Origin of the sequence: Pseudomonas sp. SO81 (genome assembly GCF_030374125.1) — a bacterium.
Classification (GTDB): Bacteria; Pseudomonadota; Gammaproteobacteria; order Pseudomonadales; family Pseudomonadaceae; genus Aquipseudomonas.
In genome coordinates, this window is sequence record NZ_CP126126.1 from 1,944,919 (window position 1) to 1,964,030 (window position 19,112).

15 protein-coding genes are annotated in these 19,112 nt (G+C 67.4%); 11 read left to right on the top strand and 4 right to left on the bottom strand.

All coding sequences use genetic code 11. The annotated features are described in order from the left end of the window. Positions 1-106 precede the first annotated feature (106 nt). The 5 genes from OH686_RS09335 to OH686_RS09355 all read left to right on the top strand — a co-directional run bounded on the left by OH686_RS09335 (position 107) and on the right by OH686_RS09355 (position 7,516). A complete protein-coding gene (locus tag OH686_RS09335) occupies positions 107-1,627 on the top strand; it encodes an HDOD domain-containing protein (protein ID WP_289538011.1) in 1,521 nt (506 codons plus the stop codon). 44 nt (positions 1,628-1,671) lie between these two features. Further along, the gene (locus tag OH686_RS09340) at positions 1,672-2,487 is read left to right on the top strand and encodes a rhodanese-like domain-containing protein (RefSeq protein ID WP_289538013.1); all 816 of its coding nucleotides are present in this window, start codon (positions 1,672-1,674) and stop codon (positions 2,485-2,487) included. Between the two features lie 8 nt (positions 2,488-2,495). Further along, on the top strand, positions 2,496-3,362 hold the full coding sequence (asd, locus tag OH686_RS09345) for an archaetidylserine decarboxylase (protein WP_289538907.1): 867 nt from the start codon (positions 2,496-2,498) through the stop codon (positions 3,360-3,362). Positions 3,363-3,565: 203 nt separating this feature from the next. Continuing rightward, positions 3,566-5,383, top strand: coding sequence for a cyclic-di-GMP receptor FimW-related protein (locus tag OH686_RS09350; protein WP_289538015.1), 1,818 nt, complete (start codon positions 3,566-3,568; stop codon positions 5,381-5,383). Positions 5,384-5,449: 66 nt separating this feature from the next. Beyond that, the gene (locus OH686_RS09355; RefSeq protein WP_289538017.1) at positions 5,450-7,516 is read left to right on the top strand and encodes a GGDEF/EAL domain-containing response regulator; all 2,067 of its coding nucleotides are present in this window, start codon (positions 5,450-5,452) and stop codon (positions 7,514-7,516) included. Between the two features lie 54 nt (positions 7,517-7,570). Here the strand turns inward: OH686_RS09355 and serB are convergent, their stop codons facing one another. Further along, entirely contained in the window at positions 7,571-8,785 is a 1,215-nt protein-coding gene (gene serB, locus OH686_RS09360) for a phosphoserine phosphatase SerB (RefSeq protein WP_289538019.1), read from the bottom strand. 145 nt (positions 8,786-8,930) lie between these two features. Here serB and OH686_RS09365 point away from each other — a divergent pair, with 145 nt between their 5' ends. Both OH686_RS09365 and OH686_RS09370 read left to right on the top strand, forming a co-directional pair. Next, the gene (locus tag OH686_RS09365) at positions 8,931-10,490 is read left to right on the top strand and encodes a histidine kinase (RefSeq protein ID WP_289538021.1); all 1,560 of its coding nucleotides are present in this window, start codon (positions 8,931-8,933) and stop codon (positions 10,488-10,490) included. Then, complete coding sequence (locus OH686_RS09370) at positions 10,487-11,029, top strand: metal-dependent hydrolase (protein WP_289538023.1); 543 nt, start codon at positions 10,487-10,489, stop codon at positions 11,027-11,029. The genes OH686_RS09365 and OH686_RS09370 overlap by 4 nt, the downstream gene beginning before the upstream one ends. Here the strand turns inward: OH686_RS09370 and waaA are convergent. Then, positions 11,003-12,277, bottom strand: a complete 1,275-nt coding sequence (waaA, locus tag OH686_RS09375) for a lipid IV(A) 3-deoxy-D-manno-octulosonic acid transferase (RefSeq protein ID WP_289538024.1) — start codon at positions 12,275-12,277, stop codon at positions 11,003-11,005. The genes OH686_RS09370 and waaA overlap by 27 nt on opposite strands. Positions 12,278-12,337: 60 nt before the next feature. Between waaA and OH686_RS09380 the strand changes: the two genes are divergently transcribed. The 4 genes from OH686_RS09380 (at position 12,338) to OH686_RS09395 (ending at position 15,673) form a co-directional block, all read left to right on the top strand. Continuing rightward, positions 12,338-12,670, top strand: a complete 333-nt coding sequence (locus tag OH686_RS09380) for a DMT family transporter (RefSeq protein WP_289538026.1) — start codon at positions 12,338-12,340, stop codon at positions 12,668-12,670. Between the two features lie 44 nt (positions 12,671-12,714). Continuing rightward, entirely contained in the window at positions 12,715-13,890 is a 1,176-nt protein-coding gene (locus OH686_RS09385; protein WP_289538028.1) for an NAD(P)/FAD-dependent oxidoreductase, read from the top strand. Continuing rightward, positions 13,887-14,684 carry an aldo/keto reductase gene (locus OH686_RS09390; RefSeq protein WP_289538030.1) on the top strand — a complete coding sequence of 266 codons (798 nt, stop codon included), beginning with the start codon at positions 13,887-13,889 and terminating at the stop codon, positions 14,682-14,684. Before OH686_RS09385 ends, OH686_RS09390 begins: the two co-directional genes overlap by 4 nt. 83 nt (positions 14,685-14,767) lie before the next feature. Then, a complete protein-coding gene (locus tag OH686_RS09395; RefSeq protein WP_289538032.1) occupies positions 14,768-15,673 on the top strand; it encodes a metal ABC transporter ATPase in 906 nt (301 codons plus the stop codon). 33 nt (positions 15,674-15,706) lie between these two features. Here the strand turns inward: OH686_RS09395 and hldE are convergent, their stop codons facing one another. After that, positions 15,707-17,128, bottom strand: coding sequence for a bifunctional D-glycero-beta-D-manno-heptose-7-phosphate kinase/D-glycero-beta-D-manno-heptose 1-phosphate adenylyltransferase HldE (gene hldE / locus OH686_RS09400; RefSeq protein WP_289538034.1), 1,422 nt, complete (start codon positions 17,126-17,128; stop codon positions 15,707-15,709). A 147-nt stretch (positions 17,129-17,275) separates the two neighbouring features. Continuing rightward, on the bottom strand, positions 17,276-19,102 hold the full coding sequence (gene msbA, locus OH686_RS09405; RefSeq protein ID WP_289538036.1) for a lipid A export permease/ATP-binding protein MsbA: 1,827 nt from the start codon (positions 19,100-19,102) through the stop codon (positions 17,276-17,278). Positions 19,103-19,112 lie beyond the last annotated feature (10 nt).

Here is a 19,112-nt window from a genome sequence, read left to right on the forward strand (position 1 = left end):
TGAAGAGTCAGTCGAAAGGGTTCTGTAAAACAACCCTTCTAATTATCGGAAGTATTGCGCCAGACTATAGGCAGTAAAGGCGAAAAGCCAGTTTGGCTCAACCCGCATGCCCACAGACAAGCCCATACCGCGCAGCCTCGATGCCTGGCTCAAACAGCTGGACGAGGTGCGCCTGCCCATCGCCGCCCACCACCACGAGACGGTGCGCCGCGCCCTGCAGGACAGCCGCAAGTCCCTGCGTGAGATCGCCGAGCAGATGCAGGACAGCCCGGCCATCGCCCTGGCCGTACTGCGCGAGACCAACCGCCATACCGGCAGCCTCGGCGAACCGGCCGAGAGCCTGGAGATGGCGCTCAACCGCCTCGGCCTGAAACGTGCGGAAACGCTTCTCGAGCAGATGCCGGTGCTGGACGAGGCGCAGATTCCCCTGCCCCTGCGCCAGTTGCAGCTGATCAGCCTGCACGCCGCGCAACAGGCCAACGGCCTGTTCGCCGGGCGCCTGGCTCGCCTGTGGCAGGAAATCCACTGGGGCAGCCTGCTGTTCCTCGCCCCGTTGTGGCCGCTGGTGACCACCCACCCGCAGCTGTTCGAGGCCTGGGAGCGCCGCGCGCTCGGCCGCGGCGAGCCGCCCTGCAAGGTCGAACGCGAGCTGCTCGGCGTGTCGCTGCCGGCGCTGTGCCTGGCCCTGGCCCGGCACTGGCGCATGCCGGAGTGGATCGTCCAGGGCTATCGCCTGCTGGTCGAAGACCGCCGCCTGCTGGTCAAGGCCCTGCACATCGCCCGCGACAACGAGCATCCGCTGCACCAGCAGCAGCTGCTCGACGAAGACACCAACCTGCGCCGCTGGCTGACCCAGCCAGCCAACAGCATCCTGCTGGCCAACGGCCTGGCCGTCTCCAGCCACCACAACTGGGCCTGCGAGCACCACCTGCGCTGGCAGCGCCTGACCGGGCTGTACCTGCAGGTCGCCCTGCCGGAGATGCAGCAACTGGTTCACCAGCAGGCCGCGCAGAGCGCCCGTCAGTACGAAATGCCCGACCTATGGCACCCGGCCGAGGCGCTGCTGTGGCCCTGGGATGCCTGCCGCCTGAAGGACCTGCAGGCACCCGCCCCGGCGCTCAACCCGCAACTGGATTTGTGGAAGCAACACTGCGCCAAGCTCCTGGCCCAACCCTCGCCATTCGCCAACGTGCTGCAGCTGACCGACAGCGCCTGCCAGGCCCTGCAGGCCAGCGGCATGCAGCGGGTGCTGATCCTGCTGGCCGACCGCACCCACAGCCGTCTGCAGGCCCAGCAGGTCGCCGGCTTGCCGGACGCAGCGGCTCAGCTACGCCTCGATCCGGCGCAGAGCCAGGTGCTGCGCCGCCTGCTGATCGAACCCGGCCAGCTGCGCCTGAGTCCGGCCAACCTGGCCCAGGTCTCGGCCCTACTGCCGGGGACGCTCAAGGCCCTGTTCGATGGCGAGCACCTGCTGCTGCGCTCGCTGGCCAGCAATGGCCGGGTGGTGATGCTGCTGGTGGCGGACCAGGGCGGCGGCGAGATCGGCGCCACGCCCCTGCAGGTGTTCGGCAAGACCGTGCAATGCATCGAGCGCGCCCTGGCCACCTTTGCCCGCCGCGGCACCTAGCCTTTCCGCTACAATCCGCCCTTTCCCATTTCCGGAGGCTCCGCATGTCCGCCTTCTCCGGCCTGCCGCTGGTGATCGAGCCGGCCGACCTGGCTACCCGCCTGCAGGCACCCGAGCTGATCCTGGTCGACCTGAGCCCGGCCGCCCGCTATGCCGAGGGGCACATACCCGGCGCCCGCTGGGTCGACAGCAAGCGCACCCAGCTGGGCCAGCCGCCGGCGCCCGGACTGCTGCCGGAGCGGGCGCAGCTGGAAGCCCTGTTCGGCGAACTGGGCCACCACGCCGACGCGGTCTACGTGGTGTACGATGATGAGGGCGGCGGCTGGGCCGGACGCTTCATCTGGCTGCTCGACGTGATCGGCCACGGTCGCTACCACTTCCTCAATGGCGGGCTGCAGGCCTGGCTGGGCGAGGGCCGCGAACTGAGCCCGACGACTCCGCCGGCCGCGAAAGGCATTGCCAGCCTGACCCTGCATGACGGCCCCACCGCCAGCCGCGACTATCTGCAGAGCCGCCTGGGCGCAGCCGACCTGGCGGTGTGGGACGCCCGCTCGCCAGCCGAATTCTGCGGCGAGAAGGTGCTCGCCGCACGCGGCGGCCACGTGCCCGGCGCGGTCAACTTTGAGTGGACCGCCGGCATGGACCCGCAGCGCGGCCTGCGCATCCGTGCCGACATGGCCGAGATACTGGAAGGTCTCGGCATCACCAAGGACAAGGAAGTGATCACCCATTGCCAGACCCATCGCCGCTCCGGCTTCACCTATCTGGTGGCCAAGGCGCTGGGCTATCCGCGAGTCAAGGCCTATGCCGGCTCCTGGTCCGAATGGGGCAACCTGCCCGACACCCCGATCGAACATTGATGCAAGGAATACCGATGAAAGAGCGCCTGTTTATCCTCAGCCAGTACCTGCTGCCGCACCACCTGCTGTCGCGCCTGATCGGCTTCGCCGCCGAGTGCCGCGCCGCCTGGTTCAAGGATCGCCTGATCGGCTGGTTCGCCAAGCAGTACCAGGTGAACATGGCCGAGGCCCAGGTCCAGGAGCTGACCGCCTACGAGCACTTCAATGCCTTCTTCACCCGTGCCCTGAAAGATGGCGCCCGCCCGTTGGACGAAACGCCCGGCGCCATCCTCTGCCCGGCCGACGGCGCAGTCAGCCAGCTCGGCCCGATCGAGCAGGGTCGCTGCTTCCAGGCCAAGGGCCACAGCTTCAGCGTGCAGGAACTGCTCGGTGGCGATGCCGAACGCGCCGCGCCGTTCATGGGTGGTGACTTCGCCACCGTCTACCTGTCGCCCAAGGACTACCACCGCGTGCACATGCCGCTGGCCGGCACGCTGAAGGAGATGGTCTACGTGCCGGGCCGCCTGTTCTCGGTCAACCAGACCACCGCGGAGAACGTGCCCGAGCTGTTCGCCCGCAACGAGCGCGTGGTGTGCCTGTTCGATACCGAGCGCGGCCCGATGGCCGTGGTACTGGTCGGCGCCATGATCGTCGCCAGCGTCGAGACGGTCTGGGCCGGCCTGGTGACTCCGCCCAAGCGCGAGCTGAAGACCACCCATTACGACGAAGCCTCCCGCGCCGCCATCGAGCTGAGCAAGGGCGGCGAGCTGGGCCGCTTCAAACTGGGCTCCACCGCCATCGTGCTGTTCGGGCCGCAACAGGTGCAGTGGGCCGAAGGCGTGGTCGCCGGCAGCCCGGTGCGCATGGGCCAGGCGCTGGGCCTGCCGCGCAGCTGAGCCTGCTCGCCAGGCCTCTGCCAGGGAATCGGCGGCGGCCTCGGCGAAACGACTGAAGGAACATCCCGAGGAGCTCGGAGTCGGAATCAGCAAGACTCCGCAATTGTCCCGAGCAGGGCTGCGGCCCTGCCGCGATACTGCTAGAGTTCCGAAAAACCCGGTGGCCAGGACGCCGCCCCGCCAGTTACGGACCTCTCCCTGGTATGGATAAACAGAGCCCTCACCTGCTCCTTCGCGTCCCGACTCCTGACAGACAGGGCCTGTCCTTCGCTGATGCCAACCCGCGCGAGTTGAAGCGCTGGATCGCCGCACTGCCCAAGGCCAACATCGGCGAGACCGCGCGCCAGCTGTACCAGAGCCTGATCGAGCTGAATCAGCTGATCACGCCCAGCGACAATCGCCTGCAACTGCTCGAACTGCTGCGCCCCGAGGTGTACTTCGTCACCAGCCATCTGGAGCGCCACTTCCTCAACCAGTCCATCGTGCTCGATGAGCGCCCGCGCAAGGTAGCCAACCTGTGCCAGGCCCTGCAGAACCACATGGCCATCGGCTACAAGCTGATCATCACCCAGGAACTGCCGCGCTTCGCCAAGGAGCGCGCGCAACTGCTGACCGTAGCTCTGCAGCGCGCCAGCCATGCCCTGTGCGGCCCGCTGATGCGCGCCAGCCAGTTGTACTGCCCGGTCCCCGAAGGTCTGTGGCTAGAGCTGCACCAGCTGTACCGCATCGCTCGCCTGCATGGCCTGCAGCAGACGCAGGTGCGCGATAGCCTGGCTCGCAATGGCAAGAGCCTGAGCCAGGAACAGATCTACCTCGGCGCACTATTGCTAGGCTGCGCGCGCTGCAACCAGATGCGCCAGAGTGGCATCGCCCGCCTGGCCGAGGCCCTGGAAAGCTGGAGTTCGCTGGCCAGCCTGCACCGCGCCGACGATCCGAACAGCCTGTTCGCCATCGCCCCGCAACTGGATGGCCCACCCCGTTACAAGTCGCTGTTCGGCGACGGCGAGCTGCACAACTTGCTGGGCCTGGACCCGCATGCGCTGGTCGATGCCCTCAAGGAGCACCTCCTGCTGCCGCCGGACAGCAAAGAACCACGCCGCCTGCAGATACCCGAAGGCATGCCGCCGGACCTGTTGCAGCACCTGGCGTCAGCCTGGGGCGACATCGCCGAGCGCACCTTCCAGCGCAACCCGGGCCGCGGCAGCCTGACCCTGTGCATCGGCATGTCGGCCGTGCATTTCAACCTGGCCGGCAAGCGCAGCTTCTCCGCCGTACTGAAGCACGAGGAGGCACCGCGCAGCGCTCAGTTCAAGGTCAACAAACTGGGCTCGGGCGGCGGACCGGATGTCTGGGCCGTGGCCTTCGACGCCCAGCGCGAGAGCCAGTGGGAACACGGCATTCCCATGGAGGAGATCCAGTACAAGTCCGCGCCCAAGGCCGGGGAGCAACCCGCCGAGGAAGTGGCGGACGCCTATCCCAGCTACGAATTGCCAATCGTCAATCACAGCCCGGGCGGTTATTGCCTGAGCTGGCCCAAGGAAGTCCCGGTGCAGCTGCAGGCCGGCGAACTGCTGGGCACCCAGGACGCACCCGATCAGGGCTGGAGCGTGGCGGTGGTACGCTGGATCCGCCAGGTACGCGGCGGCGGCACCCAGATGGGCATCGAGCTGATCGCGCCCCATGCGCAGCCTTGCGGCGTGCAGCTGGTGCGCAAGAGCGAACAGAACAGCCAGTACCTGCGCGCCCTGCTGCTGCCGGAGATTCGCGTGATCTCGCGCCCGGCTACGCTGATCACCCCTCGCCTGCCCTTCCAAGAGAGCAACAAGGTAGTGATCAACCACAACGGCGACGAAACCCGCGCCGTACTGAGTCGCAAGCAGACCAGCACCGGCAGCTTCAGCCAGTTCGAGTACCGCGCATTGAACGAGACCAAGGCCCCTTCCGGGACCTCCGTCACAGCAGCGAAGGAGCCTGGCAAGGGCGGAGATGAAGACTTTGACTCACTCTGGAAGTCACTGTAGATTGCCGGAACAGACCATCCGTCGCCTTTTTGCGCCCGCTCTTCGGCGCCTGCCAAGCAAAACCCCATGGCCATCGAAAAAAAAACCATACGGCTGCTGATCCTCGAGGATTCGCAGAACGAGGCCGAGCGCCTGGTCAGCCTGTTCCGCAATGCCGGACGAGCCACCCGCGTTCACCGCGTCACTTCCAGCGACAATCTGGCGGAAGCCCTGCAGCAGAGCTGGGATCTGCTGATCAGCGCGCCGACCAGCGAACACATCGATCCCAACGAAGCGATCACCGCCATCCGCCGTCAGGCCAAGGATATTCCGGTGATCCAACTGGTGGCCGGCAACGAGTCCGACGCCATCACCGAAGCCCTGATGCTCGGCGCCCAGGATGCGCTGCCGCAAGGCGATGACGAGCGCCTGATCCTGGTGGCCAACCGCGAGCTGGCCAACCTGGAGGAACGCCGCGCCCGTCGTGCCGCCGAAGTGGCCCTGCGCGAAGCCGAGAAGCGCTGCCAGCTGCTGCTGGACAGCTCGGTGGACGCCATCACCTACGTCCACGACGGCATGCACATCTATGCCAACCGCGCCTATCTCAAGCTGTTCGACTACGAAGATGCGGACGAGCTGGAAGGCATGCCAATGATCGACCTGATCGCCAGCGAGGATCAGACCCGCTTCAAGGACTTCCTTAAGAGCTACGCCAGTGGCGAGGGCAGCGCCGAACTCAGCTGCGGCGGGGTCAAGCCCGACGGCCAGCGCTTCGCGGCACGCATGTCGTTCTCCCCAGCCACCTATGACGGCGAGCCCTGCATTCAGGTGGTGATCCGCGCCGAGAACGACAACGCCGAACTCGAAGAGCGGCTGCGCGAGATCAGCAGCCAGGACCTGGTGACCGGCCTGTTCAACCGCCCGTACTTCCTCGAACTGATGGACGGTGCCGCCCAGCGCGCAGTGACCGAGGGCCAGGTTGCCAGCCTGGCCTACATCCGCATCGACCGCTACAGCGAAATCATCGGCGAAGTCGGCCTGGCCGGCATCGATCTGCTGCTGACCGACCTGGCCAGTATGCTGCGCAACCATTTCGGCGAGACCAGCCAGCTGGCGCGTTTCGGCGACGACGTGTTCACCGCCCTGCTACCGGGCACCTCCCCCCAGCAGAGCCACGAGCTTCTGGCAGGCCTGCTGAAGAAGGCCGAGGGCCATCTGTTCGACATCGCCGGGCGCACCGTGCAGACCAGCCTGTCGATCGGTGTCGCCGGCCTCAGCGAGCAGACCAGCAAGGCTCAGGAAGTCGTCGACCGCGCCCACCGCTGTGCCGACGAGATCGAAGCCAACGGCATCAAGATTTACAACCCGGCCGACGAGCTGGCCGCCGCGGCCAGCCGTGGCAGCCTGGTGGCCATGGTCCAGCAGGCGCTGGACAACAACAGCTTCCGCCTGCTGTTCCAGCCGATCATCAGTCTGCGTGGCGACAGCGACGAGCATTACGAGGTGCTGCTGCGCCTGCTCAGCCCGCAGGGCGAAGAAGTGCCGGCGGCGGATTTCCTCGCCGCCGCCAAGGACGCCGGCCTGGCCGAGAAGATCGACCGTTGGGTCGTGCTCAACTCGGTCAAGCTGCTGTCCGAGCACCGCAGCAAGGGCCACAACACCCGTCTGTTCGTGCACCTGTCGGCCAACAGCCTGCAGGACCAGACCCTGCTGCCCTGGCTCAGCGTGGCCCTCAAGGCCGCGCGGCTGCCGTCGGACTCGCTGGTGTTCCAGATCAGCGAACCGGACGCAGTGGCCTACCTCAAGCAGGCCAAGACCCTCACCCAGGGTCTGGCCGAGCTGCACTGCAAGGTCGCCCTCGGCCAGTTCGGCTGCGCCATCAATCCGTTCAACACGCTCAAGCACCTCAGCGTGGACTTCGTGAAGGTCGACGGCTCCTTCTCCCAGGACCTGTCCAGCGCGGAAAACCAGGAGGCGCTGAAGACGCTGCTGGCCAGCCTGCACGCCCAGGCCAAGCTGACCATCGTGCCCTGCGTGGAGAGCGCCACCGTGCTGGCGACCCTCTGGCAGGCCGGGGTCAACTACATTCAGGGCCACTACCTGCAGGGCCCGAGTCAGTCGATGGATTACGACTTCTCCGCCGGCGACGAATAATCCCCGCCCCACAAAAAAGCCCCGCGATTGCGGGGCTTTTTCATTGCAGCTCGATCACTCCTGACCGTCGCGGTCTCGGAAGCCGAGCAGGTAGAGAATACCGTCCAAGCCCAGGGTGGAAATGGCCTGCTTGGCCGACTGTTTGACCAGCGGCTTGGCCCGGAAGGCCACGCCGAGGCCGGCCAGGCCGAGCATCGGCAGGTCGTTGGCACCGTCGCCCACGGCGATGGTCTGTTCCAGACGCAGGCCTTCCTTCTCGGCCAGCTCGCGCAGCAGATCGGCCTTGCGCTGGGCATCGACGATCGGCTCGATCGCCACGCCGGTGACCTTGCCATCGACTATCTGCAGCTCGTTGGCGAACACGTAGTCGATGCCCAGCTTGGCCTGCAGCTGCTTGGCGAAATAGGTGAAGCCGCCCGAGAGGATGGCGGTCTTGTAGCCCAGGCGCTTGAGCTCGGCGAACAGCACCTCGGCGCCCTCGGTCAGGCGCAGCGAGGCGCCGATCTCGGCCAGCACGGTTTCCGGCAAGCCCTGCAGCAGCGCCATGCGCTCCTTGAAGCTGGCGCGGAAATCCAGCTCCCCGCGCATCGCGCGCTCGGTGATCTCGGACACCTTGTCGCCGACGCCATGAGCCTTGGCCAGCTCGTCGATGACTTCCGCCTCGATCAGCGTGGAGTCCATGTCGAACACTGCCAGGCGCCGGTTGCGGCGGAACACCGAGTCGCGCTGGAAAGCGATATCGACATCGAGTTCCTGGGCCACACTGAGGAACTCGGCGCGCAGCGCGTCGACATCCCCCGGCTCGCCACGCACGGAGAACTCGATGCAGCCCTTGCCCTGGTCGGCCGGCATATCCAGCGGCATGCGCCCGGACAGACGATCGATGTGGTCGATGTTCAGGCCGTACTTGGCGGTGATCGAACTGACCCGCTGCAGCTGCTCGGCGGTGACCTTGCGGGTCAGCAGGGTGACGATATAGCGGGTCTTGCCCTGGCCACCGACCCACTGCTGGTAGTCCGCCTCGGACACGGGGGTGAAGCGCACCTGCTGGTCCAGCTTGTAGCCGGTGAACAGCACGTCCTTGAGCACCGAGGAGGCCTGCTCGGTATCCGGGATCTCGACCAGGATGCCGAACGACAGGGTGTCGTGGATCACCGCCTGGCCGATATCGAGGATGTTCACCCCGCCCTGCGCCAGCACGCCGGTGATGGCCGCGGTCAGGCCCGGGCGATCTTCCCCGGTGATGTTGATCAGGACGATTTCGCGCAAGGCGCACACTCCAGCTGCAAATGGGTCAGCGAAAAGGCGCACATTCTAACCCGTTTCGCCCGGCCCATGGCACGGGCGGCGCTTTGCCCGCCTGGGGGTGGTGGTTATACTGCGCGGCAATTCCAGTCGATAAGAGCCGCGCTCTGTGAACCGGCCCGTTCAGGTCAAGCCCGACAATTTCTTCCTGCTGCTGTTCAATGCCCTGCGCCAGCGCCGCGTGCCGCTCGCCCTGCGCATCGCCAGCCACAGCCTGCTGCTGGTCGCCCTGGCCCTGGTGATCTACGCCTGGGTGATGGGCATGCAGTTCAAGCAGGCCATGCAGCAGCAGGCCGACGCCCTCGGCCAGAGCCTGACCGTGCAGACCGCCGCCTCGGCCACCGAGCTGCTGGTGTCCAACGACATCCTCAGCCTCAACGTGCTGCTCAGCAACCTGGCGAAGAACCCGCTGGTGGCCCATGCCGCGATATACAGTGTGGACAACCGCATCCTCGCCGAGGCCGGCTCGCGCCCGACCCAGAGCATCCTCGGCGAAGCCGACGGGCTCTACTCCACGCCCATCACCTTCCAGGAAGTGATCGCCGGCCAGCTGCGCATCAGCCTGGACATGCAGCAGTTCCAGCAGCCGATGACCATCAGCCTGCAGAGCATGGGCCTGCTCAGCCTGATCCTGCTGGCCCTGGCCATGTCCCTGAGCCTGCGCCTCGGCCGGCATATATCCACGCCGCTGCTGCAGCTGCGCGTGTGGCTGCGCGACCCGGACGATCCCGCCCCCGGCGCCGGCCGCCAGGACGAGATCGGCGACCTTGCCCGTCAGCTGCAGGCGCGCCTGGTGCCGGAGAAGCCGGAACCCGAGCCGCCGCTCGAAGAACACGACGAGTACGCCGATCTCGACCTGCATGACGAGCAGGACTTCCACGAGGACGAGCCACGCGAGCCGGGCTTCGACATGCCGAACCTGCGCGCCGACAGCGATGCCTACCAGGACGACTTCGCCGAGCCGGCGCCACGCCCCGCGCCGGTCGTGCGCCACGACGAGGACGACCCCTTCGCCGACCTGCGCGATCTGCATCAGGATATCCAAGACCCGGAACCCGAGCCGCTGCCACCACCGGTCGCTGCGTTCGAGCCGCAAGAGCAGATCAGCAGCGCTGTGCTGGCGATCCAGCTGGGCGCCCAGGAGCAGCTACGTCATCTGCCGCGCGCACGCCTGATGGAGCTGCTGCAGCGCTACCGCGACTGCCTGGAGCAGGCCGCCGCGCTGTACCAGGGCAAGCTGTTCACCCTCAACGACGGCAGCAGCTTGCTGCTGTTCGACAGCACCCAGAGCGGCGAGGACTACCTGACCCACGCCCTGTGCTGTGGCGAGCTGCTGCGCGCCCTCGGCCATGCCTTGCAGATCGAGGTGGCCGACAGCGGCATCACCCTGCAACTGCAGCTGGGCCTGACCCGCAGCGACGAGGAAATCAGCCCGAGCCAGGCCGAGGTGCTGCTCAGCGAGGCGGCCCAGGACGCCCTGGCCCTGGCCCAGCACAGCCGCAACCTGCTGCTGGTGCAGCGCAGCGTCGCCGATGACCCGTTGCTGCGCCAGCGCGCGCGCATCCGCGCCATCGCCAGCCCCGAGGGCGCCAGCTGCGTCGAGCGTCTGCTCGAGCCCTACCCGTCGCTGCTGGAGCGCCAACTGGCGCGCATGCACGAACACTCGTGACTACCCTGATCAGCCACCCACTGCCATTACTGGCACTGGGTGTCGCCCTCGGCCCGCGCATCGTGCCGCCGCGCCTACTGCTGGTGGGCCTGCTGTTCACCCTGCTGCCGGATGCCGATGTGCTGGCCTTCAAGCTCGGCATCGCCTATGCCGACGCCTTCGGCCATCGGGGCTTCAGCCATTCGTTGCTGTTCGCCGGATTGACCGGGATGCTCGGCGCCCTCTGCTGCCGCCTGCTCGGCTGCGGACCGCTCAGGGCTTTCCTGTGGATCACCCTGGCCACCGCGTCGCACAGCCTGCTGGATGCCGCCACCGACGGCGGCCTGGGCGTGGCCTGGCTGTGGCCCTGGAGCGAGCAACGCTTTTTCCTGCCCTGGCGGCCGATAGAGGTCTCACCCTTCGTGCACGGCTTCTTCAGCCAGCGCGGGCTGGAAGTGCTGATCTCGGAGGCGCGCTGGGTGTGGCTGCCCTGCCTGGCCCTGGCCAGTAGCGGTATCGCCCTGCGCGCGCTGCTACGCCCGCGCCAGCAAGCTCTCTAGCCCGCCGAGCAGGCGCGCCAGTGCACCCTGATTGGCCCGCATCACCGCCAGCCCCGCCGCCGCTCGTTGCTGCGCCTGCGCCGGATCGGCGAACAGCATGCGCAGCGCCGCATGCAGCTGGGCCGCATCCTCCACCTCCAGCAGATCACCGGCGCCACGCAGCTGGGCGGCTATCTCCAGGAAGTTGAACAGGTGCGGGCCACTGAGCAGCGGCTTGCCCAGCGCGGCCGGCTCCAGCAGGTTGTGCCCGCCATTGGCGACCAGGCTGCCGCCGACCAACGCCAGATCGGCCAGGGCATAGAGGAACAGCAGCTCGCCCAGGGTATCGCCGAGCAGCACCTGAACCTCGGCGCCCGGCGCCTCTTCGGTGGAGCGGCGCACCGTGGCGAGGCCTTCGCGACGGCACAGCTCGAACACCTGGTCGAAGCGCTCGGGATGGCGCGGCACCAGGATCAGCAGCGCCTCGGGATGCTCGTCGAGCAACCGGCGGTGAGCCTGCAGCATCACCTCGTCCTCGCCGGCATGGGTGCTGGCGGCGATCCACACTGGCCGCCCGGCCGCGCCCCAACTGGCACGCAGCTCGGCGGCGTGGCGCGGCAGTTCGGCATCGACGCTGAGATCGAACTTGATCGAACCGGTCACCTCGACGCACGTCGGATGGGCGCCCAGCTGGCGGAAGCGCTCGGCCTCGACTTCGGTCTGCGCGGCGATCAGATCCAGCTCGCCCAGCATCGGCGCGGTCAGCCTGGCGAACCGTGCATAGCCGCGCGCCGAGCGCTCGGACAGGCGCGCATTGGCCAGCGCCACGGGAATGCCGCGCACGTGGCAGGCGTGGATATGGTTTGGCCACAGCTCGGTCTCCATGATCACCGCCAGCTTCGGTTGCAGGCGATCGAGGAAGCGCGCGCAGGCCCAGGGCAGGTCATACGGCAGGTAGCAGTGCTGGATGCGCTCGCCGAACAGCGCCTGGATGCGCTCGGAGCCGGTAGGTGTCATGCAGGTGACGGTGATCGGCAACTCGGGGTGGCGCGCCAGCAGCTCGCGGATCAGCGGCGCGGCGGCGATGCTCTCGCCCAGCGACACGGCGTGGATCCAGATGCCGCCGCCCCTGAAGGACGGCAGGCCGACGGCGAAACGCTCGCCGATGCGCTTGCCGTAGGCCGGCGCGCGCCAGGCGCGCCACGACAGGCGCAGGAAAATGAACGGCAGGGCCAGGTGCAGGATCAGGGTATAGAGGGTTCTGTTCATGGGCGCGCAGCTTAGCAAAGGGGCGTGCCACAATGCGCCCCGCCCCCGAGGAGAAGTCCCATGAGCGGTTATCTGTACCTGGCCATCGCCATCGTCGCCGAAGTCATCGCCACCACCGCGCTCAAGGCCGTGGAGGGCTTCAGCAAGCCGCTACCGCTGATCCTGGTGGTGATCGGCTATGGCATCGCCTTCTGGATGCTCAGCCTGGTGATGAAGAGCATCCCAGTGGGCGTCACCTACGCCATCTGGTCGGGCCTGGGCATCGTCCTGATCAGCATCACCGGCCTGGTTATCTACGGCCAGAAACTCGACCTGGCCGCCCTGGCCGGCATCGGCCTGATCATCGCCGGGGTGCTGGTGATCCAGCTGTTCTCCGGCAGCACCGGGCACTGACGGGCGCGGTTATACTGCGCGCCTGTTCCATAGCGAGCCCCGGCATGTCCCAATCCCTCAGCACCGATATCCTGATCGTCGGCGGCGGTATCGCCGGCCTCTGGCTCAATGCCCGTCTGCGCCGGCTCGGCTATTCCACCGTGCTGGTGGAGCGTGGCAGCCTCGGCGGCGGCCAGAGCCTGAAATCCCAGGGCATCATCCACGGCGGCGCCAAGTACGCCCTGCACGGCGCGCTGACCGGAGCCTCGGAAGCCATCGCCGACATGCCGCGGCGCTGGCGCGAGGCCGTGGCCGGCCACGGCGAGCTGGATTTGTCCGGCGTGCGCCTGCTGTCCGAGTCGCACTACCTGTGGTCGCCGGGCAGCCTGGCCGGCAACCTGGCCAGCTTCTTCGCCAGCAAGGCGGTGCGCGGCCGGGTCGACCAGGTCAAGGGCGAGCAGCTGCCGCCGGCGCTGCAGCACCCCAAGTTCAAGGGCAAGGTCTACCGCCTGGCCGAGCTGGTGCTCGACGTGCCCAGCCTGATCACCCGCCTGGCCGAACTGGCCGGCGACAGCCTGCTGGCCGCGCGCGAGATCACACCGCTGCATGAGGGCGGAGCGCTGGCTGGCCTGCAGATCGACGGCCGCGAGATCCGCGCCCAGCGCATCGTGCTCAGTGCCGGCGCCGGCAATGCCGAGCTGCTTGCCAACCTTGGCCTGGAGCAACCCAGGCAGCAGCTGCGCCCGCTGCACATGGTGCTGGTCAAGGGCCCTAGCCTGAAGCCGCTGTATGCCCACTGCCTGGGCGGCGGGCCGAAGCCGCGCGTCACCGTGACCAGCCATCCGGCCGCCGATGGTCAGTGGGTCTGGTACCTCGGTGGCGACATCGCCGAGGCCGACGGCGTGGCCCGCGACGAGGCCGCGCAGATCCGCGCCGCACAGAAGGAACTGGGCGAGCTGCTGCCCTGGGTCGACCTGTCCAGCGCCCGCTGGGCCACCCTGCGCGTCGACCGCGCCGAGCCGGCGCAGTCCGGCCTGGTGCGCCCGGACAATGCCTTCCTCGCCGACCAGGGCCGCCTGCTGGTGGGCTGGCCGACCAAGCTGGCGCTGTCGCCAGACTTCGCCGACCGGGTCGTCGCGGCGCTGCAGCGCGACGGCATCCAGCCCAAGGCCGGTGAGCCGCTGCCCGAGCTGCCACTCCCGCCGCTGGCCCAGCCGGTGTGGGAGGAGCTGCTGCCGTGAGCCTGCACGACCTGCACCGCCCGCTGGGCGACAGCGGCCTGATCGTCTCGCCGCTGGGCCTGGGCACGGTCAAGCTGGGCCGCGACCAGGGCGTGAAGTACCCCAACGGCTTCACCATCCCGGATGACGCCGCCGCCCGCGCCCTGCTCGACCAGGCCCGCGACCTCGGCATCAACCTGATCGACACGGCGCCGGCCTACGGCGTCAGCGAGCAGCGCCTAGGTCCGCTGCTGCGCGGCCAGCGCGAGGACTGGGTGATCGTCAGCAAGGTCGGCGAGGAATTCGTCGGCGGCCAGTCCAGCTTCGACTTCTCGCCGCGCCATGCGCGCTATTCCCTGGAGCGCAGCCTGCAGCGCCTGGAGACCGACCGCATCGACCTGCTGCTGGTCCATTCGGACGGCAACGACGTCGCCATCCTGCGTGACAGCGGCGTGTACGAGACCCTGGCCGAGCTCAAGCGCGAGGGCAAGATCCGCGCCTTCGGGCTGTCCGGCAAGACCGTGGATGGCGGCCTGCTGGCCCTGCAGCAGGGCGACTGCGCCATGGTCACCTACAACCTGGCCGAACAGGGTGAACGCGCCGTGCTCGACCACGCCGCCGCCCACCACAAGGGCATCCTGGTCAAGAAAGCCCTGGCCAGCGGGCATGCGGTACTCGCCGGCGAAGACCCGGTGCGCGCCAGCTTCGAGCTGGTCTTCGGCCACCCCGGCGTCACCGCCGCCATCGTTGGCACCATCAACCCGCAACATCTGGCGGCAAACGCGGCCACCGCCGCCGCGGTGATACGCGGCTAAACTGCAGGGCTCCGGGCGCGGTCTGAACCTCCGTACGTCCATCCATCCGCCGCAGCCGCACGGCTGCCGACTGAGGAGCCGATATGTCGAGACTGCTGGCCCGCAAAGCCCCCGGTCATTTCAAGACTCTGCCGCTGCATGTCGAGGCCAGCGCGGACGCACTCAGCTACCGCGGCCTCGGCCTGCCGCTGAATTTCGCCCAGATGCTCGAGCGGCGCCGCCCGGTGCAGGCCGCCGACAGCCAGCGCTTCGCCCTGGAGCTGGCCAACCTCGGCGTCTCCGTCCGCCTGACCCTGGCCTGGCAAGGCCGCGACTACTGGTTGCTGGTGCGCCAGCGCCGCCCGGATCGCGGCGACGAGGTGCTCAAACTGATCTCCGGCTACGTGCCGGCCCACGAGCTGAACCTGCCGCTGCTCACCGCCATCCAGGAAGTCGCCGAGGAATGCCTGCTCGAGAACGACGGCACCTGGCTGGCCGGCCGCTACGCCGACACCTGGCTGCCGACGCCCTACCAGGGCGCGCTGCGCTACCGCGAGAGTGATCACTTTCGCCTCAGCCCGCTGTCCGGCGCCGCGCGCCCGGTGCAATGCGGCAACCTGATGCTGATGGAGCGCCCGCGTGCCTATGTGCACCTGCCCACCGCGTCGCTGCAGCTGGTCTACGACCTGCGCCTGGAGCTGCCGAAGGACTGCCGCCAACCGAGCCTGTTCCATGTCGATGAGCGCATGGAGGGCGAGGAGCTGGTGGCGCGCCTGGAGCGCCGCCGTCCGGATATCTACCTGCTGCCGCTGCAACACGGCAAACCCGGCGCCGAGCTGTTCACCCTGCGCAAGGGCGCGCTGCTGCCGACCAGCACCCGCGGCATCTGGCTTTCGGAGAGCTTCGCCGCCCAGGACGGCTGGCTGGTGCGCGACGAGCGCATCCGCTGGAAGGACTGGCAGGCACGCCTGAGCCAGGCGGAGAAGGAGCCCGGCCGCCTGGCCGGGTAAAGAGAATGCGGCCACCGACGGTGGCCGCGACTGTCACTTGCTGCGGATCTTCTCGACGATGGCGGTGGTCGAGCTGTTCTCCACCAGCCCCAGCACCCGCACCTCGCCGCCATAGGCGCGCACGATATCGGCGCCGACCACCTGGTCGATGCCGTAGTCGCCGCCCTTCACCAGCACGTCCGGCTGTACCGCGCGCAGCAGGTTCTCCGGAGTGTCCTCGCTGAAGCTCACCACCCAGTCCACCGCACCGAGGCCGGCGAGCACGGCCATGCGCCGATCCACCGAGTTGATCGGCCGGCCAGGGCCCTTCAGGCGCGACACAGAGGCGTCGTCGTTGACCGCCAGCACCAGGCGATCGCCCTGGGCGCGGGCCTGCTCCAGGTAGGTCACGTGACCGGCGTGCAGGATGTCGAAGCAGCCGTTGGTGAAGACGATCTTCTCGCCATGGGCGCGGGCATCCTCGATGGCCACCAGCAGTTGCTCCAGGCCCAGCACGCCGCGCTCGGAGCCCTGCTCGCGCTGCACCGCACGACGCAGTTCCGGGGCGCTGATGGCAGCGGTGCCCAGCTTGCCGACCACGATACCGGCAGCCAGGTTGGCCAGGGCCACGGCCTGCGGCAGGTCCTCACCGGCGGCAATGGAGGCCGCCAGGGTGGAGATCACCGTGTCGCCGGCGCCAGTCACGTCGAACACCTCACGGGCGCGGGCCGGCAGGTGCAGCGGTGCGTGGTCCGGGCGCAGCAGGGTCATGCCATGCTCGCCACGGGTCACCAGCAGCGCCCCCAGCTCCAGTTCGCGCATCAGCTTGGCGCCCTTGGCCACCAGCTCGGCCTCGTCGGCGCAGTGGCCGACGATGGTCTCAAACTCGTTGAGGTTGGGGGTGATCAGACTGGCGCCGCGGTAGATGGAGAAATCCTTGCCCTTGGGGTCGGCCAGCACGGCGATGCCACGGGCGCGGGCCAGCTGGATCAGCGCCTGGTGATTTTGCAGCGCACCCTTGCCGTAGTCGGACAGCACCAGCACCTTGACCCCGGCGAGCAGACCGTCGACATCCTTGGCCAGGGCGGCGGCATCGGTACGGAAGGGTTCCTCGAAGTCCATGCGCAGCAGCTGCTGGTGACGGCTCATGACCCGCAGCTTGACGATGGTCGGCTGGTCGTCGATGCGCTGGAAGTGCGCACGAACGCCGGCGGCGTTGAGGCTATCGGTGAGGCTGTTGGCGGCCTCGTCCTCACCGGTCACGCCGACCAGCAGCGCGGGCGCGCCGAGGGCGGCGATGTTCAGCGCGACGTTGGCGGCACCGCCCGGACGATCCTCGATCTGCTCGACCTTGACCACCGGCACCGGCGCTTCCGGAGAAATACGCGACGTACCGCCATGCCAGTAACGGTCGAGCATGACATCGCCCACCACCAAAACGGGGGCTTGATCGTAACGGGGCATGGACAGCTTCATGGACACTGAACTCTCGGCTGGGGCGGCAAAAATCGCCGCGAATCATAGCATGCGAGGCCCGTCGGCTGACCGCCGCCCGCCCGAACAGTGCCTGCCGGAATGGATAGAACCGATGGCCAGCACCGCCCCGAAAACGGGGCGGCGCACTTACACTGATTCCTGCTCCAGCGGCTGCTCGCCGCCATCTTCGAACTGCTTGGCATGCAGGCGGGCGTAGTAACCGTTCTGCGCCAGCAACTCGGCGTGGCTGCCGCGCTCGACGATCTCGCCCTGGTCCATCACCAGGATCAGGTCGGCCTTCTCGATGGTGGTCAGGCGATGGGCGATCACCAGCGTGGTACGGCCCTTCATCACCTGATCCAGGGCGGCCTGGATGTGGCGCTCGGACTCAGTATCCAGCGCCGAGGTGGCCTCGTCGAGAATCAGCAGCGGAGCGTTCTTCAACAGCGCGCGGGCGATGGCCAGGCGCTGACGCTGGCCGCCGGAGAGCAGCACGCCGTTCTCGCCGACCAGGGTATCGAAGCCCTGCGGGAGCTTGTCGATGAACTCGGACGCATAGGCCGCCTCGGCCGCCTGGCGCACCTGCTCGAGCGGTGCGCCCGCGAGATCGCCGTAGGCGATGTTGTTGGTCACGCTGTCGTTGAACAGGGTGACGTGCTGGGTGACCAGGGCGATGTGCTGGCGCAGATTGCGCAGGCGATATTCCTCGACATCCAGACCATCGATCAGAATCTGCCCCTGCTCATGGTGATAAAAGCGCGGGATCAGGCTGGCCAGGGTCGACTTGCCGCTGCCGGAGCGGCCGACCAGGGCGATCATCTGGCCCGGCTCGGCGACGAAGGATATGTCGCGCAGCACCGGCTTTTCCGCCCCCGGATACTGGAAGCTCAGGTTGCGCACCTCCAGGCGGCCACTGACGCGCTCGCGTTCCTGAGTGCCGTGATCGACCTCGGGCTCCTCGTCGAGCTGCTCGAAGATGCTCTCGGCGCCTGCCACGCCCTTCTGAATGGTGGTGCTGACCTCGGACAACTGGCGGATCGGCTTGGGCAACAGGCCGGCCAGCGTGATGTAGGCCACCAGATCACCGGTGGAAGAATCGCCGCGCAGCAGCAAAACCAGGAACATCAGCACGGCCATGGCGCTGTAGATCACCAGCTGCAGGCTGGGGGTGTAGACCGCGCTGGTCTTGACCATGCGCAGCTGCTTATCCTTGTTGGCCTCGCTGGCCGCCTTGAAGCGTTCCTGCTCGTAGTTTTCGCCACCAAAGCTGCGCACTACGCGGTAACCATGGATGGTCTCGGCAGCCACATGGGTCACATCGCCCATGGCTACCTGGATCTTCTTGCTCTGCTTGCGAAATTTCTTGCTGGCGCTGCTGACCATCAGGCCTATGACGGGAAGAATGGCCAGCATCACCATGGTCAGCTTCCAGTTCATCCACAGCAGGCTGGCGAACAGGAACAACACCGTCATCCCCTCACGCACGACCACCTTGATCGCGTCGGTGGCGGCGCCCGTCACCATGGTCACGTTGTAGGTGATGCGGGAGATCAGATGGCCGGAGTTGTGATTGTCGAAGTATCGGTTGGGCAACGTGAGCAGGTTGTTGAACAGGGCGATGCGCAGGTCCTGCACCAGCCCCATGGAGACCCTGGCCAGAAAGTAGTTGCCTAGATAGGACCCTAGGCCCTGCCAAACCGCGATCAGCACGATCAACAGCGGCACCGCCTGCAGCAGCTTGAGCTCGGCAAGCCAGGCGTAGTCTTTAAGGTAGGGAACCGTGGCGAAGAAGCCAGCATCCGGGTTGCTCAGCCCGTCTACGAAGAACTTGAGCATGTAGCCCAGCATGGGCTGCGTGGAGGCGAAGATCAGGAAGCCCAGAATACTGATGGCGAACAGCCCCCAGTAGGGCACCACGTATTTCAGCAATCGCAGGTAAACCTTCAGGCTGGATTGCCGGGTAGAATTGGCCATGCGGAAAGGC